At 70.9% G+C, this 15726-nt stretch carries 13 protein-coding genes and 2 pseudogenes; 8 read left to right on the top strand and 7 right to left on the bottom strand.

Annotated features, from left to right (window positions below; genetic code table 11):
* Positions 1-26: 26 nt before the first annotated feature.
* The 3 genes and pseudogenes from ABD369_RS02450 to ABD369_RS02440 all read right to left on the bottom strand — a co-directional run bounded on the left by ABD369_RS02450 (position 27) and on the right by ABD369_RS02440 (position 2645).
* Positions 27-485 carry a cold-shock protein gene (locus tag ABD369_RS02450; protein WP_344634499.1) on the bottom strand — a complete coding sequence of 153 codons (459 nt, stop codon included), beginning with the start codon at positions 483-485 and terminating at the stop codon, positions 27-29.
* 195 nt (positions 486-680) lie between these two features.
* Positions 681-878 (bottom strand): annotated as a pseudogene (locus tag ABD369_RS02445) (hypothetical protein); the annotation flags it as partial.
* 60 nt (positions 879-938) lie between these two features.
* On the bottom strand, positions 939-2645 hold the full coding sequence (locus ABD369_RS02440; RefSeq protein ID WP_344634498.1) for a putative Ig domain-containing protein: 1707 nt from the start codon (positions 2643-2645) through the stop codon (positions 939-941).
* Positions 2646-4101: 1456 nt separating this feature from the next.
* Here ABD369_RS02440 and ABD369_RS02435 point away from each other — a divergent pair.
* A complete protein-coding gene (locus ABD369_RS02435; RefSeq protein ID WP_344634497.1) occupies positions 4102-5418 on the top strand; it encodes a serpin family protein in 1317 nt (438 codons plus the stop codon).
* A gap of 415 nt (positions 5419-5833) precedes the next feature.
* On the opposite strand, the gene ABD369_RS02430 is transcribed toward ABD369_RS02435, so the two are convergent.
* Positions 5834-6751, bottom strand: a complete 918-nt coding sequence (locus ABD369_RS02430; RefSeq protein ID WP_344634496.1) for an alpha/beta fold hydrolase — start codon at positions 6749-6751, stop codon at positions 5834-5836.
* A gap of 247 nt (positions 6752-6998) precedes the next feature.
* On the opposite strand from ABD369_RS02430, the gene ABD369_RS02425 reads away from it, so the two are divergent.
* The 4 genes from ABD369_RS02425 (at position 6999) to ABD369_RS02410 (ending at position 10449) form a co-directional block, all read left to right on the top strand.
* Positions 6999-7379 carry a hypothetical protein gene (locus ABD369_RS02425; protein WP_344634495.1) on the top strand — a complete coding sequence of 127 codons (381 nt, stop codon included), beginning with the start codon at positions 6999-7001 and terminating at the stop codon, positions 7377-7379.
* Positions 7380-7569: 190 nt separating this feature from the next.
* Positions 7570-7923 carry a hypothetical protein gene (locus tag ABD369_RS02420; protein ID WP_344634494.1) on the top strand — a complete coding sequence of 118 codons (354 nt, stop codon included), beginning with the start codon at positions 7570-7572 and terminating at the stop codon, positions 7921-7923.
* Positions 7924-8061: 138 nt separating this feature from the next.
* Complete coding sequence (locus tag ABD369_RS02415) at positions 8062-8214, top strand: hypothetical protein (RefSeq protein ID WP_344634493.1); 153 nt, start codon at positions 8062-8064, stop codon at positions 8212-8214.
* A gap of 984 nt (positions 8215-9198) precedes the next feature.
* Positions 9199-10449, top strand: coding sequence for an IS256 family transposase (locus ABD369_RS02410; RefSeq protein ID WP_344634492.1), 1251 nt, complete (start codon positions 9199-9201; stop codon positions 10447-10449).
* A 168-nt stretch (positions 10450-10617) separates the two neighbouring features.
* Here the strand turns inward: ABD369_RS02410 and ABD369_RS02405 are convergent.
* Positions 10618-10818, bottom strand: a pseudogene (locus ABD369_RS02405) (LysR family transcriptional regulator); the annotation flags it as partial.
* Between ABD369_RS02405 and ABD369_RS02400 the strand changes: the two are divergent.
* Positions 10759-11211 carry an SDR family NAD(P)-dependent oxidoreductase gene (locus ABD369_RS02400; RefSeq protein ID WP_344634744.1) on the top strand — a complete coding sequence of 151 codons (453 nt, stop codon included), beginning with the start codon at positions 10759-10761 and terminating at the stop codon, positions 11209-11211. The pseudogene ABD369_RS02405 and the gene ABD369_RS02400 overlap by 60 nt on opposite strands.
* A 228-nt stretch (positions 11212-11439) precedes the next feature.
* On the opposite strand, the gene ABD369_RS02395 is transcribed toward ABD369_RS02400, so the two are convergent.
* Entirely contained in the window at positions 11440-12312 is an 873-nt protein-coding gene (locus ABD369_RS02395) for a helix-turn-helix domain-containing protein (RefSeq protein WP_344634491.1), read from the bottom strand.
* A gap of 140 nt (positions 12313-12452) precedes the next feature.
* Between ABD369_RS02395 and ABD369_RS02390 the strand changes: the two genes are divergently transcribed.
* Positions 12453-13709 carry an MFS transporter gene (locus ABD369_RS02390; RefSeq protein WP_344634490.1) on the top strand — a complete coding sequence of 419 codons (1257 nt, stop codon included), beginning with the start codon at positions 12453-12455 and terminating at the stop codon, positions 13707-13709.
* 98 nt (positions 13710-13807) lie between these two features.
* Positions 13808-14635 carry an SDR family NAD(P)-dependent oxidoreductase gene (locus tag ABD369_RS02385; protein ID WP_344634489.1) on the top strand — a complete coding sequence of 276 codons (828 nt, stop codon included), beginning with the start codon at positions 13808-13810 and terminating at the stop codon, positions 14633-14635.
* 146 nt (positions 14636-14781) lie between these two features.
* On the opposite strand, the gene ABD369_RS02380 is transcribed toward ABD369_RS02385, so the two are convergent.
* Complete coding sequence (locus ABD369_RS02380; protein ID WP_344634488.1) at positions 14782-15690, bottom strand: alpha/beta hydrolase; 909 nt, start codon at positions 15688-15690, stop codon at positions 14782-14784.
* Positions 15691-15726 lie beyond the last annotated feature (36 nt).

Below are 15726 nucleotides of genomic sequence, written 5' to 3'. Positions count from 1 at the left end.
ATCGGCCATCCGGCAGGGGCGATGAGTCAGGCTGCGACCCAGCCGCGTGACTGCGCGGACGCGACGACGGCTTCCCGGATCTGAAGGATCTGGGCGGAGGTCAGTGTCGGCACTTCCTTGAGGAGGAGTTCGGTCAGCTGCTGCCGGAAGTCGGCGGTCGGCAGCGCATCGCTCGCGCCGCAGCTCGCGTCTGCGCTCACGCCGCCGTTCGCGAGGTCGCCCGAGCGGAGCAGTCGCCGCTGTGGTGCCGGCCTCGCTGCCGAGCCGTCAGATCCGGCGGAGTCGAGCAGCCGGACCTGAGACGCGACCGGGCCGCGATCGCCGTCCTGGAGTTCGAACTCGACCCGCACGCCGGAACGGAACAGGTACTTCTCCTCCGTCAGGTCGTTCGCGTGCATGAAGACGTCCTCACCACCCAAGTCGGATGCGATGAAACCGTACCCGCGGACGTCGTCGAACCTCAGAACCCTGCCGGAAACCAACACGAACCACACACCCCAACACAACTCGGACCGTCGACGAAGACGCCACCTTGATCGGCGTCCGGGGCAGCGTATCTCCCTCCTTCCGCAGGGTCTCCAGGTTTCCCGGAACCGATCCTTCGTGGCCGAGTCCCATGGGTGCGCCCGCGCTGACGGGTGACGGCCAGCCGGTGGTGCGGTGAACTGCCGTCTGGAGCGTCAGACCGCGATGGCGTGGACGCCGGGGCGGGCAAGGGAGTTGGCCCGGCCGGCCACCAGCGTGCGCAGGGCCTGTCCGGCCGCGGCGTTGGTAGGGGTGAGCGCGATCAGGCGCTGATCCGAACCGCCCGGGGCGGCGAGCACGTCGTAGCAGACGGTCAGCCCACCGACCGACGCGTGCCGGATGCGCTTGCTGCCGTGGGCGGTCCGATCGCGAACGCCGGTTGCCCTCCGGCGCGGAGGGCAACCGGCGCTCGGTCACGACACGTTGACCGCGGTGTCGTCGAGGACGAAGGAGGTCTGCTTGGTGTAGTCCTCGGCGCCGCTGAACTTGAGGGTCACCGTCTGGCCGGCGTAGGCGGCCAGGTCGAAGCTGTGCTGCTGGTAGCCGGCGGCCGCGTTGACGTTGGAGTAGGTCGCCAGGGTGGTGCCGTTCGCGGTCACCGTCAGCTTGTCGTACGCGGCGGTGCCGGGCTCGGCGGTGTCAACGTGCAGCCAGAAGCTGAAGTTGTAGCTGGTGCAGCCGGCCGGCAGGGTCACAGTCTGGGCGAGCGTGTCGGTGTTGGTGCTGCCGTATCCGTCCAGCCAGGCGTCGTACGTACCGGAGCGCGGCGGCTCGCTGGAGCTGCTGTTGATGGTGCCGCTGCCGCCGGTGCTGGTCTCCGTCCAGCCGGCCGTCGAACCGGCCTCGAAGCCCGGGTTGGTGAGCAGCTGGGCCGCGGTGCAGCCGCTGCCGCCGGAGGGCTGAACGGTCCAGGTGAAGGTGGTGGAGGACGACGGACCGGTGGAGTCGGTCGCGGTGGCCGTCACGGAGTAGGTCCCGGCGGTGGTCGGGGTGCCGCTGATCAGCCCGGTCGAGGAGTTGAGGCTCAGGCCGGAGGGGAGGCCGGACGCGGTGTAGCTCAGGCTGCCCCCGGCGGTGTCGGTGGCGGAGAGCTGGAGGCTGGTGGCGGTGCCGGCGGTGGCCGTCCGGGCACCGGGGTTGATGAGGCTGACGCTGCCGGTCGTGGTGCCGCCGCTGCCCGAGGCGAGCCAGGCGCTGGCGTTCAGGGCGAGCGCGGCGTCGGTGCCGGCCGGGTCGTTCCAGCCGTCGTAGAGGGTGTTCCCGGCCGTGCCGGTGCCGTCGTCGATGGGCGAGCTGTCACCCCAGATGGCGACCCGGCCCTTGCCGAAGGTGCTGGTCGCGAAGGCGGCGCCGGTGGTGCCGGAGTAGCCGGTGCGGTAGACGATGCCCTTGACCGAGGGGTTGTCGGCCGGCTTGAGGGTGAAGGTGGTGCCGTTGCGGATGATGCTGCCGGTGACGGTGCCGAAGGGCCCGTGCAGGACGGGGTCGGTGGCGTCGTTGATCGCGGTCGGGTTGTCGGTCTGGATGTTGAGCAGGTCGACCGAGAGCCCGAACGGGTCGTTGCTGTCGACCGAGTTGGTGGTCATCAGGTCGTTGATGATCGCCGGGGAGTCCCAGCCGTCGTTGTTGCGGTCGCTGACGGTGTGGTCGGAGATCAGGAAGAGACCGCCGCCGTTCTGGACGAACTTCATCACCGCGGTCTTCTCCGCGTCGCTCAGCCGGATGTTCGGCTCGGGCAGGACGAACTCGTCGAAGTTGGCGAGGTCCAGCGCGCCACCGGTGCCGTAGGTGATGGTGGAACCGCTCGGCAGGGTCTTCAGGCTGTACTGGCCGGTCTTCTGGAGGGCCACGCCCCAGCTGGAGATGGCCCCCGTCCAGTCGGTCTCGGACTGCGGGTTGGCGTTCTGCCCGAGCGGGTCCGGCTGGCTGGTGCTGATGATCCAGTCCGCGTTGCCGGCGGTCTCCGCCTTGCTGTTGTCGAACAGGATCCGGTGCTGCGTGGTCGCTGCGGCCGGCGTCGCCGCCGCAGCGCGGTGGGGTGTGGCGGTCGCGCCCGCGATCGCTGCCAGAGCGGCGGCGGTCAGGGCGAGCGGGCGGGTGGCGCATCTCGATCTGAGCATGAGTCAGACTCCTCGTGCTGTGGGGTGACAGAGGACGGTGCTACGCGCGTAGGCGCGCCGGACACCGTTCCATGATGGGGTAATCAGAGCTTGAACGGAGTACGTCGGATCGGTGTAACTGCTGCTCCGCCGCGCCTCCTGCGACTCCTTCGGTCGGTCGCTAGAGCGCCCGGACGTGTCCTGAGCAGCCCGTCCAGGGGGCAGCGGGAGTTCGAAACGTCCTTGCGCTTGGAACGACCGCCAGATTTGCCGAAAATGACGGTGCGTCCGGTGCGAGGTTTTCGGGCGCGCCGTCTGCCGTCTGCCTACCTGCCGTCGGGGTGCGCCGGCTACCGGCTGTACTGATCGGAGGTTGACGGGCCGCAGTGCGGTCGGCAGCGGCCGCGTTTCCCGGACGACTTCACCGTGATGCCGCGAGGTCGAACGTCGCCGTCGTCTGGCACAACAACCAAGACTCCCCGATCACTTGCTCGCGGATCGCCCATGACCACTGATCACATCGGGAGGAATCGTCCAGGTCCGACCGTGCTGGGAGACGGTCATGGGCGCGGTTCACCGTCTGGCACGGGCGGTGAACACCGGGAGGTAGCCACATCCTGAGCATGGACGCGGCGAGCCCCTCCGGGGCGTTCGGAGTCTTCGAGGGGGCTGGCTTCGTGCCGAAGACGCGGTACGTGCGCTGGGCGCTTGGGGCCTGACGGGTAGTAAGTAGCGGTGCGCCGACAGCAGATGACGGCGCTTCCACCGCACAGTGACCTGCACCTGAACAAGGCGGTCGTGCGGGAGGAGGCGGACGTACGACCGGGCCCTGCAGTGACCGGAGCCGGCCGCCAGCAGGGCGCGCGGCGCGCGGACCGGTCCAGGACTCGGCGGGGCGAACCTGTCCCCGAACCGCTCCCTCCGAATCCGGTACCACCGGCACCCGATTCGGACCCGGCCCCGCCGCCGACCCCGGAGCCGCGATGCGCCCACGGCCGGCGCACGTACGGATTGCGTCCAGAAGCCGGCGGAAGTCGCTGGACGATGCGCTGCGCGTGCTGGCGAACCGCGCCGGCCTGCCGTAGACGGTGCGGGACAAGGGGCGGCCCCTCCTCTCACCCGTGAGCGGAGGGGCCGTTACTGACCTCGGCACTTCAAGGTGATGGGTTTTGCCGGACTGGAGCGATGGGCCATGGCGTGGACGGGTGGTGCTGTCCGAGCCGCGCAGCTCGCCCGCGTGGTGACGCCAGGTCGCCGTCAACGAAGGCGGCCCTGCTGCCGTCCGGGTTCCAGGTGAGGTCACGGACACGACGGATGGAGCTTTCCCGCAGGGCGTCCTGGAACGGTGCGGTGGCTGTCACGGGCTCGCAACAGGGCGTCGCGCCGGCGGGCGGGGCTGTCAACGGGCGGGCGGCCGTGGCGGTGACCGGAACCGGAGAGCGGGGAACCGTCGCCGCCCCCGTCACGTCGAAGGGCCATGACGAACCGCAGTTCCGGAAACCGCCGCGGCGCGGCCCTGCTCCTCAGCGCCACGCTCGCCGCTCCGCTGCTCACCGGCTGCGGTGGCAGCGGCGCCGCCCCCGTGGTGGTCCGGGCCTCCGCGCCCGCCACCTTGACTCCGGTCGACCCCGCACAGGTCACCGCGGTCTCCTCCGCCACCAGCGCCTTCGGCCTGGACCTCCTGCACGCCCTCGCCGGTACGCCCGACGGCGCGAGCCGCAACCTCGTCCTCTCCCCGTCAGGCCTGGCCGCCGCGCTCGCCATGGTGCTGCCCGGCGCCCGCGGTGCCACCGCCGACGAACTCGCCAAGGCCCTGCACACCGGCCTCACCCCGCAGCAGTACGCGCTGGCCGCCGGCGCACTGGACCGCCGCATCCCGCCCACCGACGGGCTCACCCTGCGCCAGGCCGACGACCTCTGGGCCCAGCAGGGCTTCCCGCTCGCCCAGGCGTACCTCGCCACCCTCGCCGCCGCCTTCGACACCGGCGTGCACACCACCGACTTCAAGAAGGACCCGGACGGCTCCCGCAGGAAGGTCAATCAGGCTGTGGAGAAGGCCACCGACGGCCGGATCAAGGACCTCTTCAACGAGAAGCAGATCACCAAGGACACCCGGCTGGCGCTCACCGACGCCCTCTACCTCAAGGCGAAGTGGGCCTCCCCGTTCAAGCACGCGCACACCTCGGACCAGCCGTTCCACCGCCTCGACGGCTCCACCCCCGCGGTCAGCACGATGAGGCAGAACAGCACCTTCCGCTACGCCGAAGGCTCCGGCGGCATCCTCGGCGAGCCCTGGCAAGCCGTTGAACTCCCGTACGCGGATGGCGGGTTGGCGATGGACCTGATCGTGCCAGCGCAGGGCGGCTTCGCCGCCTTCAGTAAGGCGCTGGACCAGGCCCAGCTCGACCGGATCCTCGGCGGGCTCGGCGACCGGCAAATCGACCTCACTCTGCCGAAGTTCCACTTCGACACGTCCAACGACCTCGTCCCCGCTCTCCACGTGCTCGGCGTCCATGCGGCCTTCGACAACCGCGCCGACTTCACCGGCCTCCTCGGGCCCGGGACGTCCGAGCGGCTCAAGGTCAGCGCTGTGGTGCAGAAGGCCACCATCCAGGTGGACGAGGACGGCACGGTGGCCGCGGCCGGCAGCGGCGTCGTCATGGTGCCGGCCGCCGGGGCCCCGACGAAGGCCGTCCAACTCCGCATCGACCGGCCGTTCCTGTTCCTGATCCGGGACACCACCTCAGGCCGGTCGGTCTTCCTCGGCCAGGTCACCGACCCGCAGGCGAGGTGACCGGGCTCGCTCACCGGGCCTGGGGCGGGAAGCCGGTCCGGGGTGCGCCGCCGCCTGCGCCGAGGTGACGCGGGGCAATCCGCTGTTGCTGCGCGAGCTGCCGTGGACCCTGGCCGGCAACGGCGTCGAGCCTGTTGCATGGGCAACGCCGCCCCGGCGGGCTCAGGAGTTCGGCGTGAGCCTGTAACGGACGGTCTGGGCCTGGATCAGGCCGTCACGGAAGACGAACGTGTCCACGCCGTGCTCGGCCCGGCTCGCCCGAGGAGTGCACCATGGCTGACCTCCGGTCGGCTGCCGGCCGGAGGCACCGGGTATGCCGGGTGCATCTCGTCCTTCTTCGCCCTGCCTGGCGTCAAGGCACCGAACGACACCTTCGGCTCGGCGCTGCTCTCCTGACCCACCGTCCGAGCACCGGCTAGAGGGGCAGCTCCAGGATCGCCGCGGCGAACGCCGCCGGGGCCTCCTGCGGCACGTTGTGGCCCACCCCGGGCAGGGTGCGCACCTCGCACGAACCGGTGAAGTGCTCGGTGCCGGTCTGGTCGGCGGCCGGGATCACGCCGTTCTCCTCGCCCACCAGCACCACGGTTGGAACGGTCACCGGCGGCAGCTCGGCCAACCGGTCCTCCAGGGCCTGGTAGCGCGGATCACCCGCCACCAGGCCGTAGCGGTGCCGGTAGGAGTGGATCGCCACGTCCACGAAGTCCGGGTTGTGCAGGCTGGGCGCGGAGGCGGCGAAGGCCTGCTCGGCCTCCGGCCAGGTCGGCGACCACAGCCGCCAGAGCAGCTTGCACAGCTCCTCGCGGTTTTGTTCCAGACCTCTGCGGCCGCGCTCCGAGTGGAAGTAGTGCTGGTACCAATATCTGTGCTCCGCCTCCGGTGCGGCGGGCTCCATCGCGCGGGCGATGTCCTGGACGGTGTAGCCGCCCGCCGTGACCAGGCCGTGAATCCGCTCCGGCCACAGCACCGCCGCTGCGCAGGCCGCGCGCCCGCCCCAGTCGTAGCCGGCGACCACGGCCCGCCGGATCCCCAGCGCGTCCATGAACTCGACCAAATCCTGCGCGAGCGCGGCCTGCTGGCCGCTGCGCGGGGTGTCCTCGGCCAGGAACCTGGTCGGCCCGTAACCGCGCAGGTACGGCGTCAGCACCTGCCGGCCGGCGCCGGCGAGCAGCCGCGCCACCTCGTCGTAGGCCCGGACGTCGTAGGGAAAGCCGTGCAGCAGGATCACCGGGGTGTCGGTCTTCCGGCGGCGCCCGCCAGTCCGGCGGTAGGCGATCTCCAGAACCGGTGTCGCCACCCGGTGCAGCTCGTGCGGCACATGGGAACTTGCAGTCATCCGGCCATGCTCGCACGTCCGGTCCGGGCACCGGCATCAGCCGGTCCAGTTCGTTGTCGGGGATGAAGCGCGGGACCTTGATCGGTGACTTTGGTGACTTCGGTGGGGGCGTCCGACGACGTCCTGGAGCGTCCGGGAGCGTCCGGGACGGTGCTCGACCAGTTGTTTCGCGTTCCGCCGGTTGCTGAGGTTCGGGGTGTGCCCCGGTGCCGACTCCGGGGCGGAACCGACTCACTGGAGGAGTTCCATGCGATTCACCAAGACCAGGAAGCGCGCCGCGGCTGCCGTGATCGCCGCGGTGGCGGTGGCCGGGATCGGGATAGGGACCGCGAGCTCGGCCCAGGCCGCCGAGGGCAGCTGGGCGTTCGGTACCGGTGGCTGTGCGGCGGTGGAGGACATCACCCTCGGGGGCGACTACCACGACTACATGGAGATCATCCCGACCCAGAACCCCGGCCACTGCCTGTTCGGTGTCTTCAACCGGAACACCTGGAGCTGGGAGGGCAGCGGCGCGAGCGGCAGCTCCAACGCGCAAGGGTGGTTCTACGACGGTCCGGGCCAGAGCTTGGAAGCCTGCCTGATCGACACGGCCAACAACAACACCTGGGCATGCGGCCCGATCAACTGAGCAAGGTGCGGTGAGTGAGGCGGGCGCGGGCCCTCGCGGGTCCGCTCCCGCCGCTCGACTGCCGCGAGAGCATGACGCGAACCCAACCATCCGGCTCTGCCCGGACGATGACGCCATCGAAGTACGCCCGAGATTCGATCCCCACCCCGGCGTCGAGTCCGGGTCCGGACCTCGTCACTGGAGGAGTACCGTGCGATTCACCACAACTGCCGGACGCGCAGTGGCCGTCGCGCTCGCAGCAGCCACGCTCGGCTCGGGCGCCACATCCTCGGCCCAGGCTGCAACGACAGGCGGCACGACGATCACCAACGGCAGCTGCTCAGTGCTGGCGGAATACATGAACGGCTACCTGGCCATCCGGCCGCTCGCCGAGAACGGCGGTTGCTCCTTCGGCGTCTTCGACTCAACCAGCGGGAGCTGGCTCGAAGGACCGGCGCCCCTCGGCTCCCAGTGGCTCTCGATCTACCTGGGCCCCGGCAAGAAGCTGTCCGGCTGCCTGTTCGCGGCCATGACCGCTACCCCGGTGTGCGACCCACTCAACTGAGCACGGCCCGGCACCGCCACGGCGGGAGCAACTCCGGTCGACCCGCTAAGTGGATGCGGCCGAGGTCGTACCGCTCACCGGTGTGTGGGAGGTACTCGATCGCGGCCGTAGTGCTGGAGAGCGCTCGCCGGAGCGTCCATGGCCAGCAGGGCGTCGCCGAGCAGAGTGTGCGACCTCGGCCTGGCCGAAGGTGTCGCCGAGGCCCTGGAGCAGCTCCAGCGCCTCCTGGTACAGGTCAAGCGCCTGGGGAAAGCCGCCGAGCTGGTACTGGACCGGCCCGAGATGCCGTAGCGCGGCTGCCTCACGCCGGACTGCCGAGCTGCCGGGTGGCCCGCAGGGCCCGGGGACGTCACCAGCGTGAGGCAGCGCGGGTCGCCGGGGATCAACGGGCGGACCTGCTCGGCATCGACGGCGTTGCCGCCGCCCCGACTCCAGCACGTTGATCGCATGGGTCGAGACACCCGACTGTCCCGCGAGCTCCTCCTGCGTCCACCCGGCGGAGAAGCGGTGCTGTCGTCGCAGTAGCGTTCCGAAATCCCCCAGCATGATCGCCTCTGAACGGTGGTCACCCTGCGGGAGTGACGACGGCAGGAGCGGCCCGGCGCCCCGGACGCGTACCCCCGTCGGCGACTCCCAGCCTGCAACCCTGGCGGGTCCCTGACAGCAGAGCGTCCATAGAACGCCAAGCAAACGCCATGGAGCGCTCAGTTGGTGTTGGCCAGGATGGTCCCCGGCACACGCCGGATCGGCCGATCGAGCCGATCCCTCAGAGGGGGACACATGACCGGGCAACACATCGGCGGGGATCCAGACCGGCTATCGCAGCAGGTTTCAGCCACGATGCCCGATTCGGGCGAAACGGCCACACCTCAGGAGTTCGTTCGCCGGCTCCAGGCGTTCAAGGCATGGTCGGGCAGCCCGTCGCTGCGCGAACTCGAGCGCCGCACCGGCCTTCCACGCAGCACCCTCTCGGGAGACCTGAGCCATCAGCGGAGTCGTCTCCCGCCCCTGGAACGGGTGCTGGCGCTGGTCACTGCCTTCGGCGCGTCCGCCGAGGAACTCGCACGCTGGCAGTCGGCCTGGCAGCGCATCCAGATGCGGCAGCAGTCGGCCGAACCGCCGGTGCCGGTTTCGCGCCCCGCCATCGAGCCGCCGAGCAATGCTCAGGACTTGTGGATCGGTGCGGGGAGGGACGCGGAGGGCGTACCTTCCCGAGTGATCCGTGATGGTCTCCGAGTAGGCCCGCGTTGCAGCGCGGCTCGGGAAGGTGCGCCCGTGCTCGGCGTAGTCACCGATGACGGCTCCGCCCAGTCCGGTCACCTGATCGACGAGATCGTCCGCGAGGGCGCCCGCCGGATGCTGGCTGCCGCGCTGGAGGCGGAAGTCAATCAGTACATAGCCGAGTTGGCGGCCGAGACCGACGAGCATGGACGGCGTCTGGTGGTCCGCAACGGTCACCACCGGCCCCGTACGGTGGTCACCGCGGCCGGCCCGGTCGAGGTCACCGCGCCCCGCGTGAACGACCGCCGCACCGACGACGAGACCGGCGAGCGCAAGCGGTTCTCCGCCAAGATCCTCGCGCCGTGGTGCCGCAAGTCGCCGAGGATCTCGGAGGTCCTGCCGCTGCTCTACCTGCACGGACTGTCGTCAGGGGACTTCGTTCCCGCACTGGAGCAGTTCCTCGGCGGCACGGCCGGCCTGTCGCCCGCGATCGTCACCCGGCTGACGAAGCAGTGGAGCGACGACCACGCCGCATTCCAGGAGCGGGATCTGTCCGACCGCGACTTCGTCTACGTATGGGCCGACGGGGTCCACCCCAAGGTCCGGCTCGGCCCGGCGCACTCGTGCGTCCTGGTCCTGCTCGGCGTCCGCCTGGACGGCACCAAGGAACTGATCGCCCTGGCCGAGGGGTTGCGGGAGTCCACCGAGTCCTGGGCCGACCTGCTGCGCGACTGCCGCCGACGCGGCATGCGAGACCCCGAACTCGTCATCGGCGACGGCGCGATGGGCCTGTGGAAGGCACTCGCCGAGGTCTTCCCGGCCGCCCGCCATCAGCGTTGCTGGGTTCACAAGGCCCGGAACGTCGCGAACTGCCTGCCGAAGTCCGCACAACCGGGCGCGACGAAGGCGATTCAGGAGATCTACAACGCGGAGGACCGCGCGAACGCCGAGAAGGCGATCGATGCGTTCGCCCGCACCTACGGTGCCAAGTGGCCCAAGGCCGTCGCGAAGATCACCGACGACCAGGAGGAACTGCTGGCGTTCTACGGTTTCCCGGCCGATCACTGGGTTCACCTGCGGACCACGAATCCGATCGAGTCGACGTTCTCCACGGTCAAGCTCCGCACCAAGGTCACCCGCGGGGCCGGTGACCCGGCCGCGGTCCTCACGATGGTGTTCAAGCTCGTCGAATCCGCCCAGGCGCGATGGCGTGCGATCACCGGCGCCCGCCTGATGCCTCTTGTCCGTGCGGGAGCCCGGTTCGAGAACGGCGTCCTGGTCGAGCGCACCGAGGTGGCCGCGTGAAGGACGTGTTCGCTGCACTGGAAGCCCTGACCGACCGCGATCCGGGCCGCCGGTCGACTCCTCGACGGTAGGCAGGCCGCCATATGCATGGCAACGCCGAAGCGGCCCGGCGCCGGGACGGGCTTCCTCCCTGCTGGAAGGCGCGGCCTTCCAGACTTGGTCAGCGCCTCAGCGCCGGTAGGGGTCCCCGGCGGGCAGCCACGCCTGCGGGCCGTGCAGGCCGAGGTCCCCGACACCGTCGAGCGCGTCGACCACCGCGAGCACCGCCGGGCGCACCTCGTCGGCACGCCGGACCAGCGACCACGTCCAGTGGACCTCCGGTGCCACCACCGGGCGCCGGACCAGGTCCGGCGGCAGTGGAGCGGTCTGGGGGGGGTCCTGGTCAACGTGGCGAGCATGGCCGCCTACCAGCCCAACCCACGGATGGCGCTCTACGGCGCGACCAAGGCGTTCGTGCTGAGCCTCACGGAAGCGCTGTGGGAGGAGTCGCGCGGCACCGGGCTGCGGGTGCTGGCGCTGTCCCCGGGCGCGACCCGGACCGAGTTCTTCGAGGTCGTCGGCACCGACCGGGCCGCCGGGGGCACGAGGCTCGCCGCGCCCGCCGACGTGGTTCGTACCGCGCTGGCCGCGCTGGACCGCAGGAACCCGCCGCCGAGCGTCATCGCCGGGCGCATGAACCGTGTCATGGCCTTCCTCGCCCGCCTGGCTCCCCGGCGGCAGGTCATCAGGGCCGTCGGCCGCATGACCGCCGTGGAGGCATGACGAGTGGCGGGGGAGGGGCTGTCGGGGGCCGGATCTGATGCCTGGGAGTCGATCGGGGACCGGTGGGTGAGCTCGTCCTGTCCGGCCGTGCGGGGCGGTCGATCGGCTGGCAGGAGTCGCCCGTCGGGTGTGTCAGCCTGCGTGATGAACGAGGAACAAGAACGAGATCATCGGACGAGCGTGGCCAGCACGGCGGTACCGAGGAAGGGGGGCAGCAGAAGGACGCCCCTACACCTGGAGTTTCCCCTTGGTGTTGGACACGGTTCGGGTCGGCCGACTGGGGCGGGGGTCGTCGGCGAGGGTGCGCAGCAGGACGAGGGCGTCGGCGCTTGGGGTGCCGGGCTCGGCGGAGTAGACCAGCAACCGCTGGCCGGGGGCGCTGGTGACGGTGAACGACTCGTAGTGCAGGTACATCTCGCCGACCCGCGGGTGCCACAGCGGCTTGTCGTCGCTGGTGCAGGGCCGTACGTCGTACCGGGCCCACAGGTCGGCGAAGGCCGGGCTGCGCAGGGAGAGTTCGCCGATGACCTGGGCGATGCGCGGGTCGTCGGGGAAGGGAGCGGCCTGCGCGCGCAGGTTGCTGACCATGCTGCGGGCGGCGCGGTCCCAGTCCCGGTAGAACCGGCGGCCGGCGGGGTCGAGGAACAGCATCCGCAGCTGGTTGTCCGTCCGGGCGAAGCCGCTGTAGAGCTGCCGGGCGGCGTGGTTGGCGGCCAGGATGTCCAGCGCGGGGCCGACGATGACGGCCGGCAGGTCGAGGAAGTGGTCCATCAGCCGCCGCAGTTCGGGGCCGACGGTGGCCACCGGGCCGGCGGCGGTTCGCGGCGCGGGCTGGGCCAGCCGGAACAGGTGCGCGGCGCCGTCGTCGTCGAGCTGCAGGGCGCGGGCGACGGTGCCGAGCACCTGCTCCGACGGGTTGCGCTCGCGGCCCTGTTCGAGCCGGGTGTAGTAGTCGGTGCTGACTCCGGCGAGCAGCGCGACCTCCTCCCGGCGCAGGCCCTTGACCCGGCGCGAGGTGTGTGACACCAGGCCCGCCCGCTCCGGTGAGACCAGGTCGCGACGGGCGCGAAGGAAGTTGCCGAGCTCGTTTGCCCTCGTCATACCGGCAACGGTACCGCCGGGCGGGTCGGCGAGCCTGGGTGTGCTGCACCCCCGCTGGGAGAGGGTGCAGCACGCCCTTCTTCGCCCGCCGCCGCCTTCCTAGCGTTGTCCCCGGAACGACGTCCGGAAGGTGAACAGACATGAGTCAGCTGGTGGGTGTGCCCGAGTCGGCCGCACCGCAGCGGATGAATCCCGCACTGACCCTGGTGCTGGCGGTGGCCTGCGGGCTGACCGTGGCCAATCTCTACTACGCGCAGCCGTTGCTCGACCTCGTCGCCCGCTCCTTCGGCGTCGGCCAGGGCGCGGCAACGACCGTGGTGACGCTGACCCAGGCCGGGTACGCCCTGGGCCTGCTGTTCGTCCTGCCGCTCGGCGACCTCGTCGAGAACCGCAGACTCGCGACGCGGACGCTGCTCGTGACGGCGACCGCCCTGCTGCTCGCCGCGGCGAGCCCGGTGTTCGGGATGTTCCTCGCAGTCTCGGTGCTGGTGGGGACCACGTCCGTGGTCGCGCAGGTCCTCGTGCCGATGGCGGCCCACCTGGCTCCGCCCGAGCAGCGCGGCAAGGCCGTCGGCCGGGTCATGAGCGGTCTGCTGACCGGCATCCTGCTCGCGCGGACGGTGGCGAGCCTGGTCGCCGACCTGCTCGGCTGGCGCGCGATCTACGTGATCTCCGCAGTCCTGATGCTCGCCCTCGCCGTCGTCCTGCGCCGGATGCTGCCGCGGCGGGCACCTGGCCACACGGCTGGCTACTTCACGCTGATGGCCAGCCTGGGAGGGCTGGTGCGGCGCGAGCCGGTGCTGCGTCGCCGTGCGGTGTGCCAAGCGACGATGTTCGGCGCTTTCACTACGTTCTGGACGGCCATCGCCTACGAGCTCATCGACGAGCACCACTTCGGCCAGGTCCAGATCGCCCTGTTCGCACTGGTCGGTGCCGGAGGTGCGGCCGCCGCGCCGGTCGCCGGCCGGATCGCCGACCGTGGGCGCGGCCGCCCCGCCAGCGGCGCCGCGCTGCTGCTAGCCTCGTCCGCCTTCGTGCTCGCCGCCGTCGGCCACGGCAGCGTGCCGCTGCTCGCCCTTGCCGCCGTCCTGCTGGACTTCGCCGTGCAGTGCCACCAGGTGCTGAGCCAGGCCGAGATCTACGCCCTGCGCGGCGATGCCCGGGCCCGCATCAACACCGTCTTCATGACCTCCGTCTTCGTCGGCGGTGCCACTTCATCCGCGGTCGCCGGTGTGCTGCACACCGCCCACGGCTGGACCGGTGTCTGTGTCTTCGGGACGGCGCTGCCGCTGGCCGGTCTGCTGGTGTGGGCCTACGGCCAGTGGACGACTCCCACCCAGGCGCCGGCGGACGCCGTACGGGCGGCCGAGACCACGCGCACCGCGGACGTCGACTGACAGGCCGGCCGGCCCTGCCCACCGCCGCCACCCATCCGTACCGCCGGACACCGGCACAGTCCTGCCCGGGCCGGCACACCATCCGTACTGGAGCGCACATGAGCAAGACCTGGTTCATCACCGGTGCCGCACGAGGCTTCGGGCGCGAGTGGGCGACCGCCGCCCTCGAACGCGGCGACCAGGTGGCCGCCACAGCCCGCGACACCGCCGCCCTCGCCGACCTCGTCACGGCGTACGGCGCCTTGGTCCTCCCGCAGCGGCTCGACGTCACCGACCGCGCCGCCGCCTTCGCGGCCGTGCGGGCGGCCCGCGAGCACTTCGGCCGGCTCGACGTCGTCGTCAACAACGCCGGCTACGGGCAGTTCGGCATGATCGAGGAGATCAGCGAACAGGAGGCACGCGACCAGCTGGACACCAACCTGTTCGGCGCGCTCTGGGTGACGCAGGCAGCACTGCCCATCCTGCGCGAGCAGCGCTCGGGTCACATCCTGCAGGTCAGCTCCATCAGCGGCGTCTGCGCCTTCCCCAACACCGGTATGTACGCGGCCTCGAAATGGGCCCTGGAAGGCCTCAGTCAGTCGCTGGCCCAGGAGGTCGAACCGTTCGGCATCAAGGTCACGCTGATCGAACCCGCCGCGTACGCCACCGACTTCGGCGGCCCGTCCGTGCACACCGCGACGCCCCACCCGGCATACGCCGATCTCCTGACACACGTTCAGCAGGCCAGGCGGCGGCGCCACGGAAAGCTCGGTGACCCGGCGGCCACCCGGGCCGCCGTGCTCCGACTCGTCGACGCGGCCGAGCCGCCGCTGCGGGTGTTCCTCGGCGACGGACCACTCGCCACCGCCGCCGCCGAGTACCGGGCACGACTGGAGACCTGGCGCATCTGGGAGCCGCTCTCGATCGAAGCCCACGGCAAGAGCTGAGAACCCATCGGCCCCTAGGGGTCGAGCAGAGACAGGCGCGGCAAACGCGCTGGTGATCCTTGGCCGAAGGAGGCCAAGGATCACCAGCCGTGAAGCAGCGGGCCGATTCGCCGCAGTCCCGCGTCTTCAGGCTGCACCGACCCGCGTCATCGCGCTGTCGGGGGCGCAAGCTGCTGGGTGAGGAAGAGGGCGGCGCGGTCCAGTGCCTGGTCGGCCTCGTCGAGGACCCCGGCGAAGGCTTGAAACACGTGTGGGACGTCGGCGGTGATGTCGAGGATCACGTCGACTCCGGCTGCGCGGGCGCGGGCGGCCATGCGGGTGGAGTCGTCCAGAAGCACCTCGTTGGTGCCCGCCTGGAGGAGCATCGGCGGGAAGCCGGAAGCGTCGGCGAGGATGGCAGGGCTGAGCAGGTACTGGTGCGGATCCTGTCCCGCGAGGTACATGGCGCCGGTGTGGGCCAGGCTGTCGCGGGTGAAGATCGGGTCGATGCCCTCCTTGGTGTCCATGCTCTCGCCCGTGCGGGTGGCGTCGAGGCTGGGGGAGAAGGCAACGATCGCGGCGGGAAGCGGCAGGCCGGCGTCGCGGGCGGCGAGGCAGGTGGTGACGGTGAGGCCGCCGCCGGCGGAGTCCCCGGCGAACGCGATCGCTGCGGGGTCTTCGCCGCTGTCCAGGAGCGCGCGGTAGGCGCTGAGCGCATCGTCGATCGCGGCCGGGAACGGGTGCTCCGGGGCGAGTCGGTAGTCCACCGACAAGGACCTGAACCCGGTCCTGGCCACCAGGTTGCCCGTCAGCGACAGCGCGGTCTGCGGTGAGCCGAAGACGTAGGCGCCGCCGTGGAAGTACAGGATCGTGCCACTGCGCGGGCCGTCGACCGGTTCGACGAGCACCGCCGGCCGGTCGCCGAGTGCCGTCTCCGTGGTGCGGATGTCGTCCGGGACGATCATCTGGGCCATCATCGCCCTGAACCCGGCCCGGATCGCCTCGACCGGCTGCGGGCCCTCGGGTCGCGGCTGCCGCAGGATCGTGTCGACCTTCGCGCGCTGTTCCCTGCTCATGGTTCTGCCCCCGTCGAAAGTAGCTTCCACTACACT

This window comes from Kitasatospora cystarginea, from assembly GCF_039533515.1.
Lineage (GTDB): Bacteria > Actinomycetota > Actinomycetes > Streptomycetales > Streptomycetaceae > Kitasatospora > Kitasatospora cystarginea.
This window is presented reverse-complemented; position numbering and strand designations above follow the sequence as displayed.

Coding starts and splice junctions, on each gene's coding strand:
- ABD369_RS02415 (WP_344634493.1), top strand. CDS start 8,062: ATGGCCAGCAGGGCGTCGCCGAGCAGAGTGTGCGACCTCGGCCTGGCC.
- ABD369_RS02425 (WP_344634495.1), top strand. CDS start 6,999: ATGCGATTCACCAAGACCAGGAAGCGCGCCGCGGCTGCCGTGATCGCC.
- ABD369_RS02390 (WP_344634490.1), top strand. CDS start 12,453: ATGAGTCAGCTGGTGGGTGTGCCCGAGTCGGCCGCACCGCAGCGGATG.
- ABD369_RS02435 (WP_344634497.1), top strand. CDS start 4,102: ATGACGAACCGCAGTTCCGGAAACCGCCGCGGCGCGGCCCTGCTCCTC.
- ABD369_RS02385 (WP_344634489.1), top strand. CDS start 13,808: ATGAGCAAGACCTGGTTCATCACCGGTGCCGCACGAGGCTTCGGGCGC.
- ABD369_RS02395 (WP_344634491.1), bottom strand. CDS start 12,312: ATGACGAGGGCAAACGAGCTCGGCAACTTCCTTCGCGCCCGTCGCGAC.
- ABD369_RS02430 (WP_344634496.1), bottom strand. CDS start 6,751: ATGACTGCAAGTTCCCATGTGCCGCACGAGCTGCACCGGGTGGCGACA.
- ABD369_RS02380 (WP_344634488.1), bottom strand. CDS start 15,690: ATGAGCAGGGAACAGCGCGCGAAGGTCGACACGATCCTGCGGCAGCCG.
- ABD369_RS02440 (WP_344634498.1), bottom strand. CDS start 2,645: ATGCTCAGATCGAGATGCGCCACCCGCCCGCTCGCCCTGACCGCCGCC.